This is a genomic window from Mesorhizobium sp. A556 (genome assembly GCF_054489545.1).
Window position 1 is genome coordinate 253,648 of the sequence record NZ_JBTMXA010000001.1, and the last position, 20,314, is coordinate 273,961.

The 20,314-nt window shown below is 61.3% G+C and carries 18 protein-coding genes; 8 read left to right on the forward strand and 10 right to left on the reverse strand.

All coding sequences use genetic code 11. The features are described from left to right. Nucleotides 1-709: 709 nt before the first annotated feature. Together ACX3P0_RS01260 and ACX3P0_RS01265 are read left to right on the forward strand one after the other, a co-directional pair. Nucleotides 710-1,147 carry a CBS domain-containing protein gene (locus ACX3P0_RS01260; RefSeq protein WP_459086010.1) on the forward strand — a complete coding sequence of 146 codons (438 nt, stop codon included), beginning with the start codon at nucleotides 710-712 and terminating at the stop codon, nucleotides 1,145-1,147. Nucleotides 1,148-1,405: 258 nt separating this feature from the next. Next, nucleotides 1,406-1,855: a pyridoxamine 5'-phosphate oxidase family protein gene (locus tag ACX3P0_RS01265; protein ID WP_459086011.1), complete on the forward strand. Its 450-nt coding sequence runs from the start codon at nucleotides 1,406-1,408 to the stop codon at nucleotides 1,853-1,855. 233 nt (nucleotides 1,856-2,088) lie between these two features. Here ACX3P0_RS01265 and ACX3P0_RS01270 read toward each other — a convergent pair whose 3' ends face one another. Beyond that, nucleotides 2,089-2,235 (reverse strand): hypothetical protein, encoded by a 147-nt coding sequence (locus ACX3P0_RS01270; protein ID WP_459081043.1) that lies wholly within the window; start codon nucleotides 2,233-2,235, stop codon nucleotides 2,089-2,091. 127 nt (nucleotides 2,236-2,362) lie between these two features. After that, nucleotides 2,363-3,529 (reverse strand): cystathionine beta-lyase, encoded by a 1,167-nt coding sequence (locus ACX3P0_RS01275; RefSeq protein ID WP_459086013.1) that lies wholly within the window; start codon nucleotides 3,527-3,529, stop codon nucleotides 2,363-2,365. 362 nt (nucleotides 3,530-3,891) lie between these two features. Here ACX3P0_RS01275 and ACX3P0_RS01280 point away from each other — a divergent pair, with 362 nt between their 5' ends. The 4 genes from ACX3P0_RS01280 to ACX3P0_RS01295 all read left to right on the forward strand — a co-directional run bounded on the left by ACX3P0_RS01280 (nucleotide 3,892) and on the right by ACX3P0_RS01295 (nucleotide 8,169). Continuing rightward, the gene (locus ACX3P0_RS01280; RefSeq protein ID WP_459086015.1) at nucleotides 3,892-4,920 is read left to right on the forward strand and encodes an amino acid ABC transporter substrate-binding protein; all 1,029 of its coding nucleotides are present in this window, start codon (nucleotides 3,892-3,894) and stop codon (nucleotides 4,918-4,920) included. Nucleotides 4,921-4,989: 69 nt separating this feature from the next. Further along, nucleotides 4,990-6,180, forward strand: a complete 1,191-nt coding sequence (locus ACX3P0_RS01285; protein ID WP_459081046.1) for an amino acid ABC transporter permease — start codon at nucleotides 4,990-4,992, stop codon at nucleotides 6,178-6,180. 4 nt (nucleotides 6,181-6,184) lie between these two features. Next, on the forward strand, nucleotides 6,185-7,342 hold the full coding sequence (locus tag ACX3P0_RS01290; RefSeq protein ID WP_459081047.1) for an amino acid ABC transporter permease: 1,158 nt from the start codon (nucleotides 6,185-6,187) through the stop codon (nucleotides 7,340-7,342). A gap of 23 nt (nucleotides 7,343-7,365) precedes the next feature. Further along, nucleotides 7,366-8,169 carry an amino acid ABC transporter ATP-binding protein gene (locus ACX3P0_RS01295; protein WP_459081048.1) on the forward strand — a complete coding sequence of 268 codons (804 nt, stop codon included), beginning with the start codon at nucleotides 7,366-7,368 and terminating at the stop codon, nucleotides 8,167-8,169. Between the two features lie 74 nt (nucleotides 8,170-8,243). On the opposite strand, the gene ACX3P0_RS01300 is transcribed toward ACX3P0_RS01295, so the two are convergent. Both ACX3P0_RS01300 and ACX3P0_RS01305 read right to left on the reverse strand, forming a co-directional pair. Continuing rightward, complete coding sequence (locus tag ACX3P0_RS01300) at nucleotides 8,244-9,491, reverse strand: FAD-dependent monooxygenase (protein ID WP_459086017.1); 1,248 nt, start codon at nucleotides 9,489-9,491, stop codon at nucleotides 8,244-8,246. 18 nt (nucleotides 9,492-9,509) lie between these two features. Then, the gene (locus tag ACX3P0_RS01305; protein WP_459086019.1) at nucleotides 9,510-9,755 is read right to left on the reverse strand and encodes a zinc-finger domain-containing protein; all 246 of its coding nucleotides are present in this window, start codon (nucleotides 9,753-9,755) and stop codon (nucleotides 9,510-9,512) included. Between the two features lie 181 nt (nucleotides 9,756-9,936). Here ACX3P0_RS01305 and ACX3P0_RS01310 point away from each other — a divergent pair, with 181 nt between their 5' ends. Both ACX3P0_RS01310 and ppx read left to right on the forward strand, forming a co-directional pair. Next, on the forward strand, nucleotides 9,937-12,141 hold the full coding sequence (locus ACX3P0_RS01310; RefSeq protein ID WP_459081051.1) for an RNA degradosome polyphosphate kinase: 2,205 nt from the start codon (nucleotides 9,937-9,939) through the stop codon (nucleotides 12,139-12,141). Continuing rightward, complete coding sequence (gene ppx, locus ACX3P0_RS01315) at nucleotides 12,138-13,649, forward strand: exopolyphosphatase (RefSeq protein WP_459086021.1); 1,512 nt, start codon at nucleotides 12,138-12,140, stop codon at nucleotides 13,647-13,649. Before ACX3P0_RS01310 ends, ppx begins: the two co-directional genes overlap by 4 nt. A gap of 77 nt (nucleotides 13,650-13,726) precedes the next feature. Here ppx and ACX3P0_RS01320 read toward each other — a convergent pair whose 3' ends face one another. From ACX3P0_RS01320 to ACX3P0_RS01345, 6 genes are all read right to left on the reverse strand, one after another. Continuing rightward, on the reverse strand, nucleotides 13,727-14,149 hold the full coding sequence (locus ACX3P0_RS01320; RefSeq protein ID WP_459086022.1) for a DoxX family protein: 423 nt from the start codon (nucleotides 14,147-14,149) through the stop codon (nucleotides 13,727-13,729). Nucleotides 14,150-14,252: 103 nt separating this feature from the next. Beyond that, nucleotides 14,253-15,650 (reverse strand): class II fumarate hydratase, encoded by a 1,398-nt coding sequence (fumC, locus tag ACX3P0_RS01325; protein WP_459086024.1) that lies wholly within the window; start codon nucleotides 15,648-15,650, stop codon nucleotides 14,253-14,255. A 172-nt stretch (nucleotides 15,651-15,822) separates the two neighbouring features. After that, entirely contained in the window at nucleotides 15,823-17,103 is a 1,281-nt protein-coding gene (locus ACX3P0_RS01330; RefSeq protein ID WP_459086026.1) for a GNAT family N-acetyltransferase, read from the reverse strand. Beyond that, nucleotides 17,103-18,509, reverse strand: a complete 1,407-nt coding sequence (locus ACX3P0_RS01335) for a lipopolysaccharide biosynthesis protein (RefSeq protein ID WP_459086842.1) — start codon at nucleotides 18,507-18,509, stop codon at nucleotides 17,103-17,105. The genes ACX3P0_RS01330 and ACX3P0_RS01335 overlap by 1 nt, the downstream gene beginning before the upstream one ends. Before the next feature lie 227 nt (nucleotides 18,510-18,736). Beyond that, nucleotides 18,737-18,976, reverse strand: coding sequence for a DUF2188 domain-containing protein (locus ACX3P0_RS01340; RefSeq protein WP_459086028.1), 240 nt, complete (start codon nucleotides 18,974-18,976; stop codon nucleotides 18,737-18,739). A 128-nt stretch (nucleotides 18,977-19,104) separates the two neighbouring features. After that, complete coding sequence (locus ACX3P0_RS01345; RefSeq protein WP_459086030.1) at nucleotides 19,105-20,208, reverse strand: NADH:flavin oxidoreductase/NADH oxidase; 1,104 nt, start codon at nucleotides 20,206-20,208, stop codon at nucleotides 19,105-19,107. Between the last annotated feature and the right edge of the window lie 106 nt (nucleotides 20,209-20,314).

A 20,314-nucleotide genomic window follows, 5' to 3' on the forward strand; every position in this document is an offset into this window, starting at 1 on the left:
ATGGCGTGACGCGAAGAGGATTTCACCATCCACGCTCCCTGAGAGCCGGCCACCGTCACCCTCGGGATGGCGGGCTTTTGTTGCGAATTTGCCTGAGCAGATACAGCGTCAATCATTCACGACAGACGCCAATGCGCCAAGCTTGTTTCCTGCTCCCTTGGCGGGACCAAAATAAGACTCGCGCTGCGCCGAGAACGGCGTATCGTTTTCCGTGGCGGCGGCATGCCCTTGTGGGAGGGTAGGATGACACTGTCGGCCGAACTTCCTATGCAGCAAATGAGCGCGAATAAGTTCGTGTCCTCGATCCTGTCTAAGTTCACAAGCTGCGACGTCGTGTCCACGAAAGCCACGATCCAGTCCATTCGTAGCGCTTGCCCCGAATGCGTCGAGGACGATGATGCACTCGTAGCGATAATTGTCGAACTAGCGATCGGCCGAAGACTCGCCGTTTGCTTCGATCACCGTGAGGCTATGAGCGTTACTCCATATCCGGCACATCGCCGCTGACGAATAGCGTTGTCGGCGGCCCATACTCCCCGATATCCGGGGTGGCTTCCCGACTCGTGCGGTTCGAGTGGTCAGGGCTGCAGTCGACAAGTACGTCGATATCATCGCCTGGGAGGTGAAAATTGTTGGAACGATTTCGCGACCGTTTCATTTGCCTTTCTCAGCAAGTAAAGCGTCGGGGCTCGAACTCAGGGAGAAAACCATGAGAGTAAGCGAATGTATGACTAAGGATGTCCGTTTCGCCAAGCCGGACGTGACGCTGCGTGACGCCGCCAAGGCTATGGCAATTCTCGACGTCGGACTACTTCCAGTGGCTGATAACAGTCGGCTTATCGGTATGGTCTCCGATCGTGATATCACCGTCCGCGGCATGGCTGCCGGATTGGGGCCCGACACTCCGGTTCGCGAGGTTATGTCGACCGAAGTCAAATACTGCTTCGACGATGAGGAGATCGCCAACGTCTTGGAGAACATGGGCAACATTCAGGTGCGGCGTCTTCCTGTACTTAATCGGGAAAAGCGGCTGGTAGGTATCGTTTCGCTTGGAGACCTTGCGACGAATAGCGAACCCACACATGCTGGTGAGGCGCTTGGAGGCATATCTAAGCCTGGCGGCGAACACTCCCAAACCACGCATTGACCCAGCATCTGCCGCGAGGTCGGCGTTATAATCGAGCCCAACAGCTATGGGCTCGATTATATGGGATTCACACATCGGGCGATCGCACCGACCGGTCTGAGAAAGACTGGGGCCGACCAAGACGGCAAGGATCAGCTTCGGGTGCTTGGTCTGGGGTGGGACGTTGTCGGATATGGCAATAGCTTTCTAAACGCGGTCACAAATTGCAGTATGCTCAAAAGGGCGCCGCAGTGAGCCGGGTTACAGGAGCATCCGACAATGATTGTAAGAGAAATGACTGAGCAGGAGAACACCGCCGTCGTTTCGGCTGGTCGGTTGGCGCGTTTGGCCTGTGCGAGGGAGGGGCAGCCCTACGTGGTGCCTATCCATTACGCCTTTGCCGACCGCCATCTCTATATTTTCTCGATGACCGGTCAAAAAGTCGAGTGGATGCGCTCGAACCCGAAAGTCTGTGTGCAGATAGATGATCTGTCGTCCGTTCGCAGTTGGAAGAGCGTGGTCGTTTATGGCGTGTTTGAGGAATTGCCCGATAGGATAGGTACCAAAGTCGCGCGAGACCACGCATGGTCACTGCTCCAAAAGCATGCCAACTGGTGGGAGCCGGGCGGCTTAAAGCCTATGCTGCCCCCTGTCGCAGGCGCATCGAACCATCTTTTCTACCGGATAAAAATAGAAAGCATGACCGGCAGACAAGCCGTCGAGGTTTGAGGGTATACGCGGCGAGACTTCATCCCGGCGCGCATCCTGATCTCCCATAGAGCCTAAACCCACATGAGGAAACCCGGCTAAGTGGTTCCAAGTTTCGTGATATGTTCCACGCGCTGAAGCATGCGGGTTCTTGGAACTATCGTTGAATTCATTGAAGATCGCCCGGCCTTCTAAGCCGATGGTCGCAGGTTCGAGCCCTGCCGGGATCGCCAATCTTGCAGTCGTCCGTATCGTTATACGAACGTCATGACGACGATAGCGCCGATCACGATCATGATCAGGCCGGCAACCAGCATCGGCAACAGCGTATTGTCCGATTCAGCGCCGCTTGCGGCTTCGGAAGAAGTCGTGACGGTTCGTTTCTCTTTTTCTTCGGCCATGATATTCCTCTCAGCGCACCGCTGCGGTCTGCCGGTTCACGCTTGATACATCAGGCGGGGCTTTGGTCTTTGCGCTGGAACAAACGGTCTCCTGTCGAGTAATAGGCAATAGGCGCGCTGGCCTCGGTCAAGCCCGTGCGGCGGCGGACAGGCCGCGCTCCAGGTCGGCCTTCAGATCCTCGACATCCTCCAATCCTATTTGCAGGCGGATCAGCGGGCCTTCGTACGATACCGGAATGGTCCGGTCGCCCAGGAATACCGGCACGGCGAGGCTTTCAAAGCCCGCCCAGGAATAGCCCAGGCCGAAAATCTGGAAGGCATCGAGGAAGGCATGCTGCTGCTTCTGGCCGCCGCCTGCAAGCACGATGGAGAAGACGCCGCTCGAGCCGCTGAAATCGCGCTTCCACAATTCATGATCGGGATGGCTGGGAAGTGCCGGATGGAGAACGCGCGCGATGCCCGGCTGCGCTTCCAGCCATGTGGCGAGGTCGAGCGCGCTCTTCTGGTGGCGCTCCAGCCGCACGCCCATGGTGCGAAGCCCGCGCAGGACCTGATAGACGTCGTCCGGCCCGGCGCAGCAGCCAAGCGTGACGAAACCCTCGTGGAGCTTTGGCCAGCAGGCTTCGTTCGCCGATACGGTGCCGAGCAGCACATCGGAATGACCGGCCGGATACTTCGTCGCCGCGTGGATCGAGACGTCGACGCCGTGATCGAGCGGGCGGAAAAGCAGCGGCGTTGCCCAGGTATTGTCCATCATGACGATGGCGCCGGCGGCGTGCGCGGCTTTGGCGATCGCCGGGATGTCCTGCACTTCGAATGTGTTGGATGCCGGTGATTCGGTGAAGACGACGGTGGTGTTCGGCTTGAGAAGCCGCTCGATTTCCGCGCCGATGCGGGGGTCGTAATATTGCACCTCGACACCAAGCCGCACCAGCATGGTGTCGGCGAAATGGCGCGTCGGGCCATAGACGGAATCGACGATCAATACATGGTCGCCCGAGGACGCGAAGCTCAGCAGCGGCACCGTCACCGCGGCCAGGCCGGACGGTACGATGATCGTCCCGGCGGACCCCTCCAATGTGTCCATGGCCTGCGCCAGCGCGTCGGTGGTGGGCGTGCCGCGCGTTCCGTAGGTGTATTTTTGCGCACGCGATACAAGGGTTGCCGCGTCGGGGAAAAGCACTGTTGATGCATGCACGACCGGTGGGTTGACGAAGCCGAAATAATCGCGCGGGTTGCTCCCGATATGGGCAAGCCGCGTATTGGTTCCCAGTTCAATGCCGTCTTTTGTCATGGTCCCGCCGATCAGTGAAAGAGGTTAGCCTTAGAGCGCCGATCCTGGCGACGCAACAGCCTGGCCCTTGCCACGAGGCCGCGTTCGCTAGGCCAAATCGCGGGACTGGCCGCAGCCACGAGATTCGACGCCTCCGCCGGGCGCGGCGGTCGCTTGCGGATTTGTTTTCCAAACTGTTTCGGATTCGGTCATTTCCCTTGACCTCACGAAAATAATCGCTTTCGATGCCTATCGTGAACGGGAGACGCTCGACGCATCAACCCCGATGCTCGTTTCGGAAGTGGGCCGAAACTGCAAGCTGCGTTCGCAAGGGAAAAAAAAGCTCAGGTTCTGCCTGAATAATAGAAAAGGGTAAGTGGGTCATGAAACACATTGCACTCGGCATTTTCGGTGCCGCCACGCTCGGTCTGGTGGCTTCGGCTGCCTCGGCAAGCACGCTCGCCGACGTCAAGGCCAAGGGTTTTATTCAATGCGGCGTCTCGACCGGCCTTGCCGGGTTTTCCGCGCCCGACGACAAGGGTGAGTGGAAGGGCCTGGACGTCGATTTCTGCCGTGCGCTCGCCGGCGCCGTGTTTGGCGACGGCACCAAGGTGAAGTTTACGCCGCTCAGCGCCAAGGAGCGCTTTACCGCGCTGCAGTCGGGCGAGATCGACATATTGTCGCGAAACACGACGTGGACCATCAACCGCGATACCGCGCTTGGCTTGAATTTCGCGGGCGTCACCTATTATGACGGCCAGGGCTTCATGATTAACGCGAAGAAGCTTCCGGGCGTCAATTCCGCGCTTCAGCTTTCGGGCGCCGCCGTCTGCGTGCAGGCCGGCACGACCACCGAACTCAACCTTGCCGACTACTTCAAGTCGAACAAGATGGAGTACAACCCGGTCGTCTTCGAGAAGCTGGAAGAGGTCAATGCCGCCTATGATTCCGGCCGCTGCGACGTCTATACGACCGACCAGTCCGGCCTCTATGGCATCCGGCTCACGCTTACCGCGCCGGACGACCATGTCGTGTTGCCGGAAATCATCTCCAAGGAGCCGCTCGGGCCTGCCGTTCGCCAGGGCGACGACCAGTGGTTCCATATCGTTCGCTGGACGTATTATGCGCTGCTGCAGACCGAGGAACTGGGCATTACCCAGGCCAATGCCGAGGAGATGAAGAATTCGCCCAACCCCGAGATCAAGCGCGTGCTGGGTTCGGAGAAGGATACCAAGATCGGCACCGACCTTGGCCTGACCAACGACTGGGTCGTCAACATCCTCAAGGCCACCGGCAATTACGGCGAAATTTTCGAGCGTAATGTCGGCTCGGGCAGCCCGCTGAAGATCGCTCGCGGCCTGAACGCCTTGTGGACCAAGGGTGGTCTGCAATACGCCATGCCGATCCGCTGATCGAGCAGAGCAGGTTCCGAAGGGTGGGGTTTCCCGCCCTTCGGCTTCTCTCATCAGGGAGACTGCCGCATGGCATCGCAAGATATTCTTGAAGGTGATAAGAGCAGTCGCAGTTCCTTCATCAACGATCCGAAGGTACGCGGAATTTTCTTTCAGGTCGTGGTCATCATACTGCTTGTCGCGGGCGTATGGTGGATCGTTCACAACGTTACCGACAATCTGAGGCGATCCAATATCGCATCCGGCTTCGCGTTCCTGAACAGCCGGGCGGGGTTCGATATTTCCGAGAGCCCGATCGCCTATACATCGGATTCCACCTATGGCCGCGCCATTCTGGTGGGCTTTCTCAACACGCTCATCGTTGCGGCTGTGGGTATCGTTACGGCGTCCATCATCGGCTTCATTGTCGGGATCGGCCGGCTTTCCCGAAATTGGCTGATCCGCAAGATCTGCACCGTCTATGTTGAGCTGTTTCGCAACATCCCGCCGCTTCTGGTGATCTTCTTCTGGTATTTCGGCGTGCTTTCGGTGTTGCCGGGATCCAGAGACAGCATCCACCTGCCACTTGGCGCCTTTTTGAATAATCGCGGCTTTTATTTCCCCAAGGCGGTCTGGGGCGAGGGGGCGTCGCTGATCGGGCTTGCGCTGGTGGTGGGCATCGCCATGGCATGGTTCGTGGCGAGACGGGCGCGCCAACGGCAGATGGCGACTGGCCAGCCTTTTCCCATATTCTGGGCATCCGTCGCGCTGATTGTCGGCCTGCCGCTTCTGGCGTTCGTGCTTACCGGGTTTCCGCTGACTTTCGACATGCCGAAGCAATCCACGTTCAACCTGAGCGGCGGCTTCCAGGTCAAGCCGGAGTTCCTGTCGCTCTATCTGGCGCTGTCCTTCTACACGGCCGCGTTCATAGCGGAGATCGTGCGCGCCGGCATCATCGGCGTCAACAGAGGGCAGACGGAGGCGTCCGAGGCGTTGGGGCTGAGGCCGAAGCAGATTCTTCGGCTTGTCGTGGTGCCGCAGGCCATGCGCATCATCATACCGCCGCTGACCAGCCAGTATCTGAACCTGACCAAGAACTCCTCGCTGGCCATCGCCATCGGCTATCCGGACCTCGTGGCCACGGGCGGCACTGTGCTGAACCAGACCGGCCAGGCCATCGAGATCGTGGTGATCTGGATGGTGATCTATCTCGGCATCAGCCTTGCCACCTCGGTGTTCATGAACTGGTTCAATGCCAAAATGGCGCTGGTGGAAAGATAACGCCATGCAAGAACACGATCTTTCCTTCGTCAGAGTCGAAATGGCGCTTGCCCAGGCGGCACCGAGAAGCGAGCGGGGCCTGGGCGGATGGGTTCGCAAGAACCTGTTCGCTACCGTCGGCGATTCGGTGCTGACGGTCATCGGCCTGCTGCTGGTCGCCTATATCCTGCCGCCGTTCATCGAGTGGGCCTTTATCAACGCCCAGTGGACCGGCACCGACCGTTCTTTCTGCGCAACGGCGGCGCAGGGCGGCGGTATCCAGCCAGACGGCTGGTCGGGCGCCTGCTGGGCGTTCGTCAACGCCAAGTTCGGCCAGTTCATGTTCGGCCGCTACCCCATCGAAGAGCGCTGGCGCCCGATCCTGGTCGCGATCATGTTCGTCGCGCTGCTTGTGCCTTTGCTGATACCGAGGATTCCGCGCAAGGGCCTGAATGCCGTCCTGTTTTTCTTCGTGTTTCCGGTGGTGGCGTTCGTGCTGCTGACGGGCGGCTGGTTTGGGTTGACCCATGTCGAGACGCCGCGCTGGGGCGGCCTGCTGGTCACGCTGGTGCTGTCCTTCGTCGGTATCGCCGTTTCGCTGCCGCTCGGTGTGGTGCTGGCATTGGGCCGGCGCTCGAAGATGCCGGTGGTCAAGCTTGTCTGCATCGTCTTCATCGAGACGGTGCGCGGCATTCCCCTGGTCACGGTGCTGTTCATGGCCAGCGTGATGCTGCCGCTGTTCCTGCCGGAAGGCGTTACGTTCGACAAACTGCTGCGGGCGCTGATCGGCGTTGCCATGTTCGCCTCGGCCTATATGGCGGAAGTGGTTCGCGGCGGTCTGCAGGCCATCCCCAAAGGGCAGTATGAGGGTGCCGATTCGCTCGGCTTGGGCTATTGGCAGAAGATGGTTCTCGTCGTCTTGCCGCAAGCGTTGAAGCTTGTCATTCCCGGCATCGTCAACACGTTCATCGGCATGTTCAAGGATACCAGCCTGGTCTACATTATTTCGATGTTCGACCTTCTGGGTGTGGTTCGGCAGAACTTTTCGGACGCCACCTGGGCATCGCCGCAGACGCCGATCTCCGGACTGGTATTTGCCGCGCTGGTCTTCTGGCTGTTCTGCTTTGGAATGTCGCGCTACTCGATGTTCATGGAACGCCGGCTCGATACCGGCCATCGATAAAAAATAGAAAAAGGGAACGGGTTATGGCCGTAGAAAACGCAGTCAGCGCGGAAGAGATCAGGGTCAACGCCGCCAAGATGCAGATATCGGACACCGATGTCGCCATCGAGATCGTCGCCATGCACAAATGGTATGGCGAGTTCCATGTGCTGAAGGACATCAACCTGAAGGTGATGCGCGGCGAGCGCATCGTCATCTGCGGGCCTTCGGGCTCCGGCAAGTCGACGATGATCCGTTGCATCAACCGGCTGGAAGAACACCAGAAGGGCACCATCAAGGTCGACGGCAAGGAACTGACCAACGATCTGAAGAAGATCGACGAGGTGCGCCGCGAAGTCGGCATGGTGTTCCAGCACTTCAACCTGTTTCCGCATCTGACCATTCTGGAGAACTGCACGCTGGCTCCGATCTGGGTACGCAAGACGCCGAAGAAGGAAGCCGAGGAAATCGCCATGCATTTCCTCAAGCGGGTCAAGATCCCCGAGCAGGCCAACAAATATCCGGGCCAGCTTTCCGGTGGCCAGCAGCAGCGCGTGGCAATCGCCCGTTCGCTCTGCATGAATCCGCGCATCATGCTGTTCGACGAGCCGACTTCGGCACTCGATCCGGAAATGATCAAGGAAGTGCTGGAAACGATGGTTAGCCTCGCCGAGGAAGGCATGACCATGCTGTGCGTGACGCACGAGATGGGTTTTGCCCGCAAGGTCGCCAACCGGGTGATCTTCATGGACGCGGGCCAGATCGTCGAGCAGAATACGCCGGCCCAGTTCTTCGACAACCCGCAGCATGAACGCACGAAGCTGTTCCTGAGCCAGATCCTGCACTGAGCGCCCGGTTTCCCACAAGGGAGCCCGACCGCAAGCCGGCCGGGCTCTTTTTGCGTTTGGCGGCTGCCTTGGCCCTATTTTTCGGTGCGGCTGCTCATTGGGTCCGTAGGTTCGGGAGCGCGCCATCCGTAGAGCCAATCGAGATCGGCGGCGAGCTTTTGCGGCGCGCGCATTTTCAAGAGCAGGTTGCGCGCCAGCGCCACGGGGCCGGCGGCGTGCCAGGCGAGGTGGTTGAGGGCACCGCGGCGGGCAACCCTGGCGATGCGCGCCTTGCGGGATTTTTCCCATGCGGCCAACGCTTCGGGAAGATTTTCCCGATGCCCCTCGACATATGCGGCAAGGGTCGCGCCATCTTCGACGGCCATTGCCGCTCCCTGCGCGGCAAAGGGCGTCATGGCGTGCGCCGCGTCGCCGATGAGCGCGATGCCGTCGGGCGAAGTCCAGTCATTGCCGGGGCCGACAGTGTGGACTGGCCACGCCGTCCACGGCCCGGCATCGTGCGCTATTCGCGCCAGAGCGGGCGCGATGCCATGCAGGGCTTTGTCGAGGATGGAGAGGTTGGGCGACCCCGACCAGCCTTCGGCAATCCGTTCGCCCTTGGTGAAGGCGACGAGGTTGAATGCCGCGCCGCCGCGCATCGGATAGGCGACAAGGTGAAAGCCGGGATGCAGGAAGGTCGTCACGCAGTTCGGCGACGTGATTTGCGCAAAGGCTGCGCCTGACGGGGTATCGGCCGCCATCGTCGCTCGCCATGCCAGTTCGCCGGTAAATTTGCTGGCGATCTGGGTGCCGACAAGCCCGCGCATGGTCGACCAGACGCCGTCTGCGCCCACCATCAGGACGCCGCCGATTTCCTGGGTCTTGCTGCCGGCGGCAACGGAAGCGGTTATCCCGCGCGAATGGCAGGTGACGCCTTCGACGCGGGCGCCGGTGGCGAGCCGTATTTCCGGAATCTCTGCAACCTGATCCACCAGTGCTTTTTGCAGGTCGCCCCGGTGCGTGACGAGATAGGGCGATTTCCAGCGCGCCTGTGCGCTTGTCCCGAGGGGAACCGTGGCCAGCGTGCGCAGGCTTGCGGCGTCTTTCAAGATAACGGCCTGCGGCTGCACCGCGAACGGCCGCAGCCGTTCAAGGACGCCCAGACGATCTAGGATATGGGTGGCGTTGGGCGAAAGCTGGATGCCAGCACCGGCTGCTTCGAGGCGCGCCGCCTGCTCGAACATTTGCACGCAATAGCCGCGCCTGGCAAAAGCCAGCGCTGCCGTCAGCCCGCCAATGCCTGCCCCGGCAATGACGATGCGCCGGGCGACCGTGTCATCCATCGAGCGGCAGCTTGCCGTTCAGGCTGCGCGTTCGATGAACAGGCAGCCGGCGGGATGCGTCTCGGTTGCCTTCAGAGAAGGCGAATAGCGATAGAGCGTCGAGCAATAGGGGCAGACTTTTTCGTTGTCGTCGCCCATGTCGAGGAAAACATGCGGATGATCGAACGGCGCATTGGCGCCGACGCACATGAACTCCTTGACGCCGATGTCGATGGCCGCATGGCCAGCATCGTTCTGGAAATGTGGAATGGAACCGCCGGCCATTTTCTTCTCCGTCTCAATTCAGTCGGACTTGCTGCGTTTGGAACATAAGGCGGGCTTTTGCAAGATCGATGAAATGAAACTGTCGTAAAACCGTGCCACAGGATAGATTGAGCCGGCTAGATCACAATCGGCAACAGGACCTTACCGGCGCACCCGGTTGAATATGGGCAAGAGCGGAAAAATGAACGAGTTGAAGCCGGTCCAGACCGAATTTGCCAATGTGGTGACCGCAATCGCCGAGAGCGGCAATCCCGACCGGTTCGTCAACCGCGAGTTTTCCTGGCTGCAGTTCAACCGTCGTGTGCTCGAAGAATCGCTGAACGCCAACCACCCGCTGCTCGAGCGGGTGCGCTTCCTGTCGATTTCGGCGGCAAACCTCGATGAGTTCTTCATGGTGCGCGTGGCCGGTCTTGCCGGTCAGGTGCGCGAGGGCATTTCCCTGAAAAGCCCCGACGGGCGCACGCCGCAGCAGCAACTCGACCAGTTGCTGCGCGAAGTGGAGCGCCTGCAGGAAGACCAGCAGAAGAGCCTGGCCGTGCTCATGGCGCTGCTTCACAAGCAGGGCATCGAGAGCATTACCGGCGATTCGCTGACCAAGGATGAGAGGGTATGGCTAGACGAGTATTTCCAGGAACAGGTGTTTCCGGTGCTGACCCCGCTTTCCATCGATCCGGCGCATCCGTTCCCGTTCATTCCAAACCTTGGCTTCTCGATGGCGTTGCAACTGCGCCACCGCAAGAACAGCGAGGAAATGAGCGCGCTCCTGCGCCTGCCGGTCGCGCTGCGCCGCTTCATCCGCCTGCCGGACCGCAAGAACCATGTCCGCTTCATCCCGCTGGAGGAGGTCGTGGGGCTTTATATCGGCCGGCTGTTTCCGGGCTATGAGGTCAAGGGTTCGGGCACGTTCCAGATCATCCGTGACAGCGACATCGAGGTCGAGGAGGAGTCCGAGGATCTTGTGCGCCTGTTCGAAACGGCGCTGAAGCGAAGGCGGCGCGGCTCTGTCATCCGCATCGAGTTCGACAACCGGATGCCGGAAGAGTTGCGCGATTTTGTTGCCGGGAAACTCGGCGTCGCGGCCAACCGCATCAGTGTGCTGGCCGGGCTTCTGGCCTTGAGCCAGATCTCCGAAATTGTCGCGGTGGCGCGCGACGATCTGAAGTTCGTTCCCTACAATCCACGCTTCCCCGAGCGTATCCGCGAGCATGGCGGAGACTGCTTTGCCGCCATTCGGGAGAAGGACATCGTCGTTCACCACCCGTACGAATCATTCGACGTCGTGGTGCAGTTCCTGCGCCAGGCCATGGCCGACCCTGACGTCGTGGCGATAAAGCAGACGCTTTACCGGACCTCCAACGACAGCCCCATCGTGCGCGCGCTGGTCGATGCCGCCGAAGCCGGCAAGTCGGTGACGGCGCTGGTCGAACTCAAGGCCCGGTTCGACGAAGAGGCCAATATCCGTTGGGCGCGCGACCTGGAACGGGCCGGCGTGCAGGTCGTATTCGGTTTCCTCGAACTGAAGACGCACGCCAAGATGTCGCTGGTGGTGCGGCGCGAAGACGGCAAGTTGCGCAACTACGTCCATCTTGGCACCGGCAATTACCATCCCGTCACCGCGCGCATCTATACGGATTTGTCTTTCTTCACCAGCGACCCGACGATCGCGCGCGATGTCGCCCAGCTTTTCAATTTCATCACCGGCTATGCCGAGCCGGCGGAGGAAATGCGGCTGGCGATTTCCCCGTTCACGCTGCGCAGCCGTATCCTGAAACATATCGCCGACGAGATTGTGCACGCGCGCGAAGGGCGCTTGTCGCGCATCTGGATGAAGATGAACTCGCTGGTCGATCCCATCATCATCGACGCGCTCTACGAGGCAAGCCGGGCAGGGGTCGAGATCGACCTGGTGGTGCGCGGCATCTGCTGCCTGCGGCCGCAGGTGCCGGGCCTGTCCGAGAATATCAAGGTAAAATCGATCGTCGGGCGCTTTCTCGAGCACAGCCGTATCTATTGCTTCGGCAACGGCCATGGCCTGCCGTCGGACGAGGCCATCGTCTATATCAGTTCGGCCGACCTGATGCCGCGCAACCTCGACCGCCGGGTCGAAACCATGGTGCCGATCACCAACCCGACTGTGCATGAACAGATCCTTGGCCAGATCATGCTGGGCAACATCATGGACAACCAGCAAAGTTTCGACGTATTGGCAGACGGAACCTCCCGGCGAGTGGTGCTGGAGGAAGGCGAAGAACCGTTCAACGCGCAGGAATATTTCATGACCAATCCGAGCCTGTCGGGAAGGGGTGACGCGCTGAAGTCGCACGCGCCGAAGCGCATCGCGCAGTTCAAGCGCCGCAAGAAACAGAACGCAGCAGCGGGCGGATGAATTCCGCGTCGCAAGGGCGGCTCCAGGACCGCCGCCCGGTCTCTGTGATCGATATCGGCTCGAACTCGATCCGCCTTGTCATCTACGAGGGATTGTCGCGCTCGCCCACCGTGCTGTTCAACGAGAAGATGCTGGCCGGCCTCGGGCGCGGCATCGTTTCGACCGGCAGGCTCGATCCGGAAGCGGTGACGCGCTCCATGGCGGAGTTCCGGCGCTTTCGCAGCCTTTCCGAACAGGCGGGTGCCGAGCGCATGTATGTGCTGGCAACGGCCGCCGCGCGCGAGGCGATCAACGGCCCCGATTTCATTCGGCGCGCCGAAGCCGTGCTGGAAACCGAGATTCGGGTGCTGAGCGGGCACGAGGAAGCCTACTATTCCGGCCTTGGCGTCATCTCCGGTTTCAGGCCGGTCGATGGTATTTCGGGCGACCTGGGCGGCGGCAGCCTGGAGCTTGTCGATATCGAGGGCGACATTCGTACCGTCGGCGTCACCTTGCCGCTTGGTGGTTTGCGCTTGCAGGACATGGCGAAAAACTCGCTCGCCCAGGCGGCGCGCATCGCGCGCGAAGAAGTCGCGGGCGCCGACTTGCTGAAGAACGGGCAGGGCAGGCCGTTTTACGCGGTCGGCGGCACCTGGCGAAACCTGGCGCGCCTGCACATGGAAATGACGAACTATCCGCTCGGTGTCATGCACCACTACGAAATCGGGATTGAAAGTGCTGCAAGTTTCCTGAGGCAGGTGGCCAAGGGCGATCTGGACAAGACCAAGGGCATCGAAGGCATATCGAAGAACCGCCGTTCCCTGCTGCCCTATGGCGCGATCGTGCTTCAGGAAGTGCTGGCGGCGATGAAGCCGTCGAAGATCGTCGTATCGGCGCTCGGCGTGCGCGAAGGGTTTTTGTACTCGCTGCTCGACGCGGACGTGCAGAAGGTCGATCCGCTGATTTCGGCGGCCGACGAACTGGCCCGGCTGCGTTCGCGCTCGACGGCCCATGCCCATGAACTGGCGGCGTGGACCGGCCAGACCTTCGCCGCGTTCGGCGTCGACGAGACCGAGGACGAGGCGCGCTATCGGCGGGCGGCTTGCCTTTTGGCTGACATCGGCTGGCGGGCGCATCCTGAATATCGCGGCAAGCAGTCGCTCAACATCATCGCGCACGCCTCTTTCATCGGCGTGGACCATCCGGGTCGCGCTTTTCTGGCGCTCACCAATCTGTTTCGCCATGAAGGGCTGTTCGATGATTCGGCGGCCGAGCTAAAGTCGCTGGCGACGCCGCGTTATCTGGAGCGTGCCCGTCTGCTCGCCGCCACCATGCGGGTCGTCTATATCCTGTCGGCAGCGATGCCCGGCGTCATTCCCCGGCTGAAATGGCAAGAAAAGGGCGATGGCGCACTGGCGCTGGTGCTTCCGGCCGATTTAGCCGGCCTCTATGGCGAGCGCCCCGTTGGCCGGTTGGCGCAACTGGCAAAAATAGCGAACCGCCGGCTCGTCCTCAAGGTCGAGGGATAGGTTCGCAGCCGCAACGTGCCCGCGAAATGAGAAAAGCCCGGATCGCTCCGGGCTTTTTTACGAGAGGCAGGCTGTGGTCAGCGGCGGCGGCCGTCGATCGACAGCGGGCCGGCGCCGAGAATGGCCAGCAGCAGCAAGCCACCGGTGATGGCCAGGTTCTTCTGCAGCATAAGAGCATTGCCGGCCTGCGAGAAATCGAGATGGGCGACAGCCGTGGCGCCCAGGACGAAGACCGCGACGACGATTGCGGCAATGCGGGTCTTGAAGCCGACCAGGATGGCAAGGCCGCCAAGCAGTTCGACAAGGCCGACGACGACCGTGGTGGCGGTCGGCATCGGCAAGCCGATCGAGGCGAACCAGCCGGCCGTGCCGCTGATCGCCGTCAGTTTGCTGTAGCCGGCGATGATGAACAGGATCGACAAGAGAACGCGACCGGCCAGAACGACGGCCGAAGCGCTGGAAGCGGAGCCGAAACCGGCTGTGGAAGCGGAAGTTGGCATTTCATCTCTCCAAAGTTGAATGCCCGCCCTATACACCAAACCGACTGTTCACTAAAGTCACGATAATCGCGACACATCGTTCACTGTTTTATAATTTGCTGCCTTATCCTGGGTGAGTCATGTCCTGCGGCCGCACCAGGCGGTCGTAATCGGCTTCCGTTACCAGCCCGGTTGCCAATGCTTCCTCGCGCAAGGTGGTTCCGTTCTTGTGCGCCGTCTTGGCGATTTTTGCGGCGTTGTCGTAGCCAATTGTCGGCGCCAGTGCGGTTACCAGCATCAGCGAACGGTCGAGTGCTGCCTTGATGTTGTCTTCCCGTGCTTCGATGCCGACGACGCAATGGTCGGTGAACGACAAGGCGGAATCGGAAAGCAGTTGCACCGACTGCAGGAAATTATAGGCCATCAGCGGGTTGTAGACGTTGAGTTCGAAATGACCTTGGCTGCCGGCGAAGGTAAGGGCGGCATTGTTGCCGAACACCTGCACGCAGACCTGCGTGAGCGCCTCGCACTGGGTCGGGTTGACCTTGCCCGGCATGATCGAGGAACCTGGCTCGTTTTCCGGCAGGGCAAGCTCGCCAAGGCCGGAACGCGGGCCGGAGCCGAGGAAGCGGATATCGTTGGCGATCTTGAACAGGGCCGCCGCCGCCGCATTGATGGCCCCGTGCGAGAACACCATGGAATCATGCGCCGCCATCGCCTCGAACTTGTTGGGCGCGGTAACGAAGGCGATGCCGGTAATGGCGGCGATGCGTTCCGCGACCTTTTCGGCAAAGCCGACCGGGGCGTTGAGACCGGTGCCGACGGCGGTGCCGCCCTGCGCCAGTTCCTGAAGGCCCGGAAGCGTCAATTCGATGCGCGCAACGGACGAAGCGACCTGCGCGGCGTAGCCGGAAAATTCCTGGCCAAGCGTCAGCGGGGTTGCGTCCTGCGTGTGGGTCCGGCCGATCTTGACGATATGATCGAAGGCTTTCGCCTTGGCATCAAGCGCCGCATGCAGGTGCTTCAGCGCCGGCAGCAGGTCGTGGATGATGCGCTCGGCACAGGCGATGTGCATGGCCGTCGGAAAGGTGTCGTTGGAGGACTGGCTCATATTGACGTGATCGTTGGGATGAACCGGCTTCTTGCTTCCCATCACGCCGCCGAGCATCTGTATGGCCCGGTTCGAAATAACCTCGTTGGCATTCATGTTCGACTGGGTGCCGGAGCCGGTCTGCCATACCACCAGCGGAAAATGCTCGTCGAGCTTGCCGTCGATCACTTCCTGCGCCACCTGGACGATGGTTGTGCCGATCTTCGGATCGAGGCGCTTCAAGTCCATGTTGACCTCGGCTGCCGCGCGCTTGACGATGCCCAGCGCGCGCACGATCGAAGCGGGCTGCTTTTCCCAGCCGATCTTGAAATTACCGAGCGAACGCTGCGCCTGCGCACCCCAATACCGGTCATCCGCGACCTCGATCGGGCCAAACGTGTCGGTTTCGGTTCTCGTTTTTCCAGCGCTCACAGGCCTGTCTCCAATTCTTCCATGACCAAGTGTTCAGATGGCCAACTCTTCAAATGGGAACGGCCTATCGCGTTGCACAGGAGGCTTCAAGGGAAGATGCGGGCGCTTCTGAACCAAATCGGTTCAAACAGGCCATAAGGTCGCGGATGTCTGAAGCGCAGCCGGTGCAGGGCTACCGTCGCAACAGGTTTTTCATACGGTCGCGCACGATGCGCGCCATGTTGCGGGTTTCGCGGTAGAGGTGAAGCTGTGCCGCCGCCTGCCTCGCTGGCCGGTCCGCGCCCGGAGTAAGGCCGATGACGAAAGTGCCGACCGGGTGGCGCTCTGTCCAAAGCCGGCTCATCACGGGATGATCCGGCACCGCGCATGAATCCGTCAGCATGATGTTCGGATCGTCCAGATGCTGCTTGGTCACTTCGACCATCAGCAGCGTTCCCGGCGAATAGGCCGCCAGCGTCTCGTCATAGGCGGTCTTCCACGTATAGGCGCAGCCCTGCTCGACGAAGACGATGAGGCTGGCGATGGTGCGGCCGTCGAGCGTCAGCGAATGAATGCGGCACAAATCCTGCTCGGCCAGCCGGTGCACAGCCTCGCGGGCAAAGGCGGCGCGGTAGCGGTCGATGGCCATGGCGGTGCGCTCGTGGCCTTTCCAGCCTGCCGCCTCCAGCGACAGGAAGCTTTCGATGGCGTGGCGGATTTGCTCCGGTCCGCGCGCCACCTCGTGTTCCAGCCTGCCGATTTCGCCAAGGCGGCGTTTCAGCCGCCGGAACTCGCGGTAGTGATGCGGGCGCAGCGCCTTTTTCAGGTATTCGTCGCCTTCCAGCGTGCTTTCAAGGAAGGGGCGCTGCACCTCGCCGGTGATGAACAGCGGCAGGCCCCGTGCTTCGGTGACGGTGCGAAGCAGGCCCGCCGTCGGACCGTCGAGACGTATATCGGGCAGCGCGAGCACTTTTGGCAGCTTCAGATGCGGCCGTCCCAGCATGGAGAAAAAGTCCTCGATCACGCCGACCGGGTCGTCGCGATCGATCAGCGGCGTGCCGATCGGGCCGAAGGGGCTCGACCATGTGCGCATGACGGAAACGCCCACCGGACGCAGCGGCTTTTCCACCGAAAACGGCACCAGCAGGCGAAGCCGGTTGCGATATTGGTCGCCGTCGCGGATGACCGCCAAACGGACTTCGCGGTCCTCCAGCCTCGGCATGGCGGGTGCCAGGAAACGCGGATTGAAGAAAACATTGGGTTCGACCGTGCGGGCGCACAGATAATCCAGTTCCTCGACCAGGTCGAAGCCTGCGGACGCCGGATAGATCGCGAGCTTGCGCTCCGGGCGATTGTTGGCGAAGGCTTCCAGATCCGCGGTATCGCCGTCGCCATGCGCGTGGCCGGCAAGGCCCGAAACCATAGCCCCGGCCGGGCCGCCGCTGGTTTCCTCGACGAGGGGAGTTACGGCCATCAGAATGCTCCTCTGGGTGAGGGTGTCGGCACGAAGATCGCCATGACGATGCCAAGCCTGCGCCAGACGGTAAAGGACAGGGCAGCGGCCTCGAACACCATGGCGAATGCGGTGGCGAAGGCTGCCCCCCACAGGCCGAACAAGGGGATGAGGATCACGTTCAAGCCGATGTTGAGGGCCAGCGTCATGGCGTAGACGGCGGCGCAGATATTCTGGTTGCCGCTCATGGTCAGCAGGCTTTCGCACGGGCCAACGGCCGCGCGGGCGACGACACCGGCTACCAGCAGGAACAGGAGCGGATAGCCGTCGCTGAATTCGGGGCCGAAAAGCATCAGCATCGGCTTGCCGAGCGCGAGCACCAGAAGCGCCATGAACAGCGACGGCCAGAACGTCCAGGATACCGTTTCGCGGGCGAATGCAGCCAGTTTCTCCGGCTCGCCATGGGTGAACTGCGCATAACGCTGGGCGACGCCGGCCTTGACCGCGAAATAGACGAAATGAACCAGCGCCAATGTTTTCACCGTCGCGAAATAGACGGCGACATCGCCAGGCTCGAGATAGGCGCCGACCATCAGCACGTCGGCATTGGTAAGCAGGAAGAAAAAGCTTTCCACCAGGAAGATCGGCAAGGACACGGTGAGCCACAGCGCGAAATGGACCTTGGCCGGGCCGGATGGAACCTGCGCGTTGATGCGGGAAGTGGTGCCGGCGAGCTGGACGAGGGTCGTGGCATAGGTGGCGGCGATGGTGGCGAGGATCGCGGTTCTCGCATCGGGCGCGCATCCCCAGGCAAGGGCCGCAGCCATGATCGCGAGGATGAGCAAAGGCCGCAGGATATAGGTCGGCGTCAGCGCAAACAGCGCCCATGAATACGCCCGCGCATGGCCTTGCAGCAAATCTCCCATGGCGATCATCGGCAGGCAGATGATACCGAGCAGGAACGGCACCACGTAGTAGCTTTCGATCCAGGACTGGAGCAGCCACACGGCACCGGCGCCCATGGCGGCCACGACGCTCGATGCAATCAGCACGAACAGCCGGCTTGAGATCAGGATGCCGCGCAGTTCGGCGAACATGCCGTGCTCGCGGTATTCGGGAATGAAGCGAATGACCGACGTATGGAAGCCCAGGCAGGCAATGTTGCCGACAATGACCATCGTCACCCAGACAAGGACGAAGATGCCGTATTCAAAGCTGCCCATCCAGCGGGCCATCATGACCTGGCTGGCGAAGGCGATGACGGCGCTGATAATGCGGATGGCAAAGGCAATGACCGACATGCGGCTCGCTTCGCCACGTTCATCGGCGGCAAACAGCGCGGCGTCGACGCGGTCAAGCAGCGGCCGCGCGTGCAACGCCAAGCGTTGCGGTAGAAGCCGCCCGACTGCCGCCGCCGAAAAGCGCACGCGATACTCTCCGAAATCCGTCCTGTTCAAGCCGGCAATCTAGCGGGGACACCTTAAGAAACGGTGGGCAAGCCCGCCAAAATCATTGCTTTTTTCCGGATGGGCGGCACGCCGCTTCCGACCCTGAAGCCCCTCGCGATTTTTCAACTTCGCTTATCGGGCTTCTGGTCTTGGCCTTCTCGCATGTCGTTATCCCTAAACTGGCCTCCGCTTTCGGGAAACATGTTTCAGTCGGAAACTTCCGTCTGTGGCCGGTCGCGGCCGTCGGCCAGTTCTTCGTGCCATTTCCCGTCGGAATCTTCGTAGCGGATACCATCGGTCGAGCCTGCGATCTGCTGCTCGGACGAGGCGGCTTCGGCCGCCCGCAACGCTTGCGCATGACTGGGAAAGGTTTCCGAGAAAGTCGCGCCTACCTTGTAGGCCCAGCCGCCATCGTGCTCGACGATGGTGTAAGTCAGCTTCGTCATGGAAACCTCCGGTTTGCGTTGAAGCGACAAAACATCTTGCGGCTGAACCTTGCAGGCTGCAGCCTTACCCTCCAACGTCGTTCCGTGGCGTTGGTTGCATGACGCAGACGTGAAAGCGCGGACTGAACTCAGGCGCTGGCCTTCACCCAATGTTTCATCGTGCTCACGGAGCCGAGCAATTGTGGCGCGGCATGGATTTTTTCGCCGAGTGCTGCGGCCGCGCGCCAGCCCCAGCGTGGATCGGCCAGAAAGGCGCGGCCCAGCGCCACCATGGCGGCTCGGCCTTCGGCAATGATCGTGTCGGCGTGGTTCGGGTCGTCGATCAGGCCAACGGCCCGTGTCGGGATATCCGCGCCTTTACCGACCGCTTCGGCCAGATGCACCTGATAGCCGGGGCCGGTCGGCAGTTTTTGCAAAGGCGAATTGCCGCCGCTGGAGCAGCAGATATAGGCGACGCCTTCGGCCTTCAGCGCCTTCGCCACGTCGATGGCGTCCTCGACATCGAAGCCGCCGTCGACCCAGTCCTTTACCGAGAGCCGCGCACCGAGCATGAGGCGGGGTGCGGCTTTCTTCACGGCCTTGGCTATTTCGACGACAAAACGCATGCGATGTTCCGCCGATCCGCCCCAGCGGTCGGTGCGTTGGTTGGAGAGCGGAGAAAGGAACTGAAAGATGAGATAGCCGTGGGCTGCATGCAGTTCGATGAAGTCGAAGCCGGCGCGGTCGGCGCGTCGTGCGGCCTCGGCGAAGCGCTCGATCACTTGCAGGATCTCGTCTTCCTCCAGCGCATGCGGCACCTGCCAGCCTGTGTTGTAGGCAATGGCCGATGCCGACACGATCGGCCACGGGTCCTGGTCGGCTTCCAGCGGGCCGCCGCCTTCCCATGGGCGCTGGCAGGAAGCTTTACGGCCGGCATGCGCCAATTGCGTGCCGAATTTGGTGCCGGGGGCCGCAACCCGTCTGGCGGCGTCGAGCGCGCGCCGGGCGGCGGCCTCATTGCGGTCGGAGTAAAGGCCGAGGCAGCCATGAGAGATGCGGCCGCGCCGTTCCACATTGGTCATCTCGACCGTGACCATGCCCGCGCCCGACATCGCGTAGCTCATCCATTGCTGGAGATGCCAATCGGTCGCCGAACCGTCATCGGCCGAATATTGGCACATGGGCGCGACGGCGATACGGTTTGGAAGGACGAGGCTATCGAGCGTGATCGGCTGGAAGAGAGGCGCTGTCATGAAAGGCTCCGGGGGAGGGATATGCGCCTATGTAGGCACCCGGCACCCGACACGCCAGCCAGCTAGGGCCGAAACGCTGGTTTGAGTTGGTTGTCGGAGGTGTGCC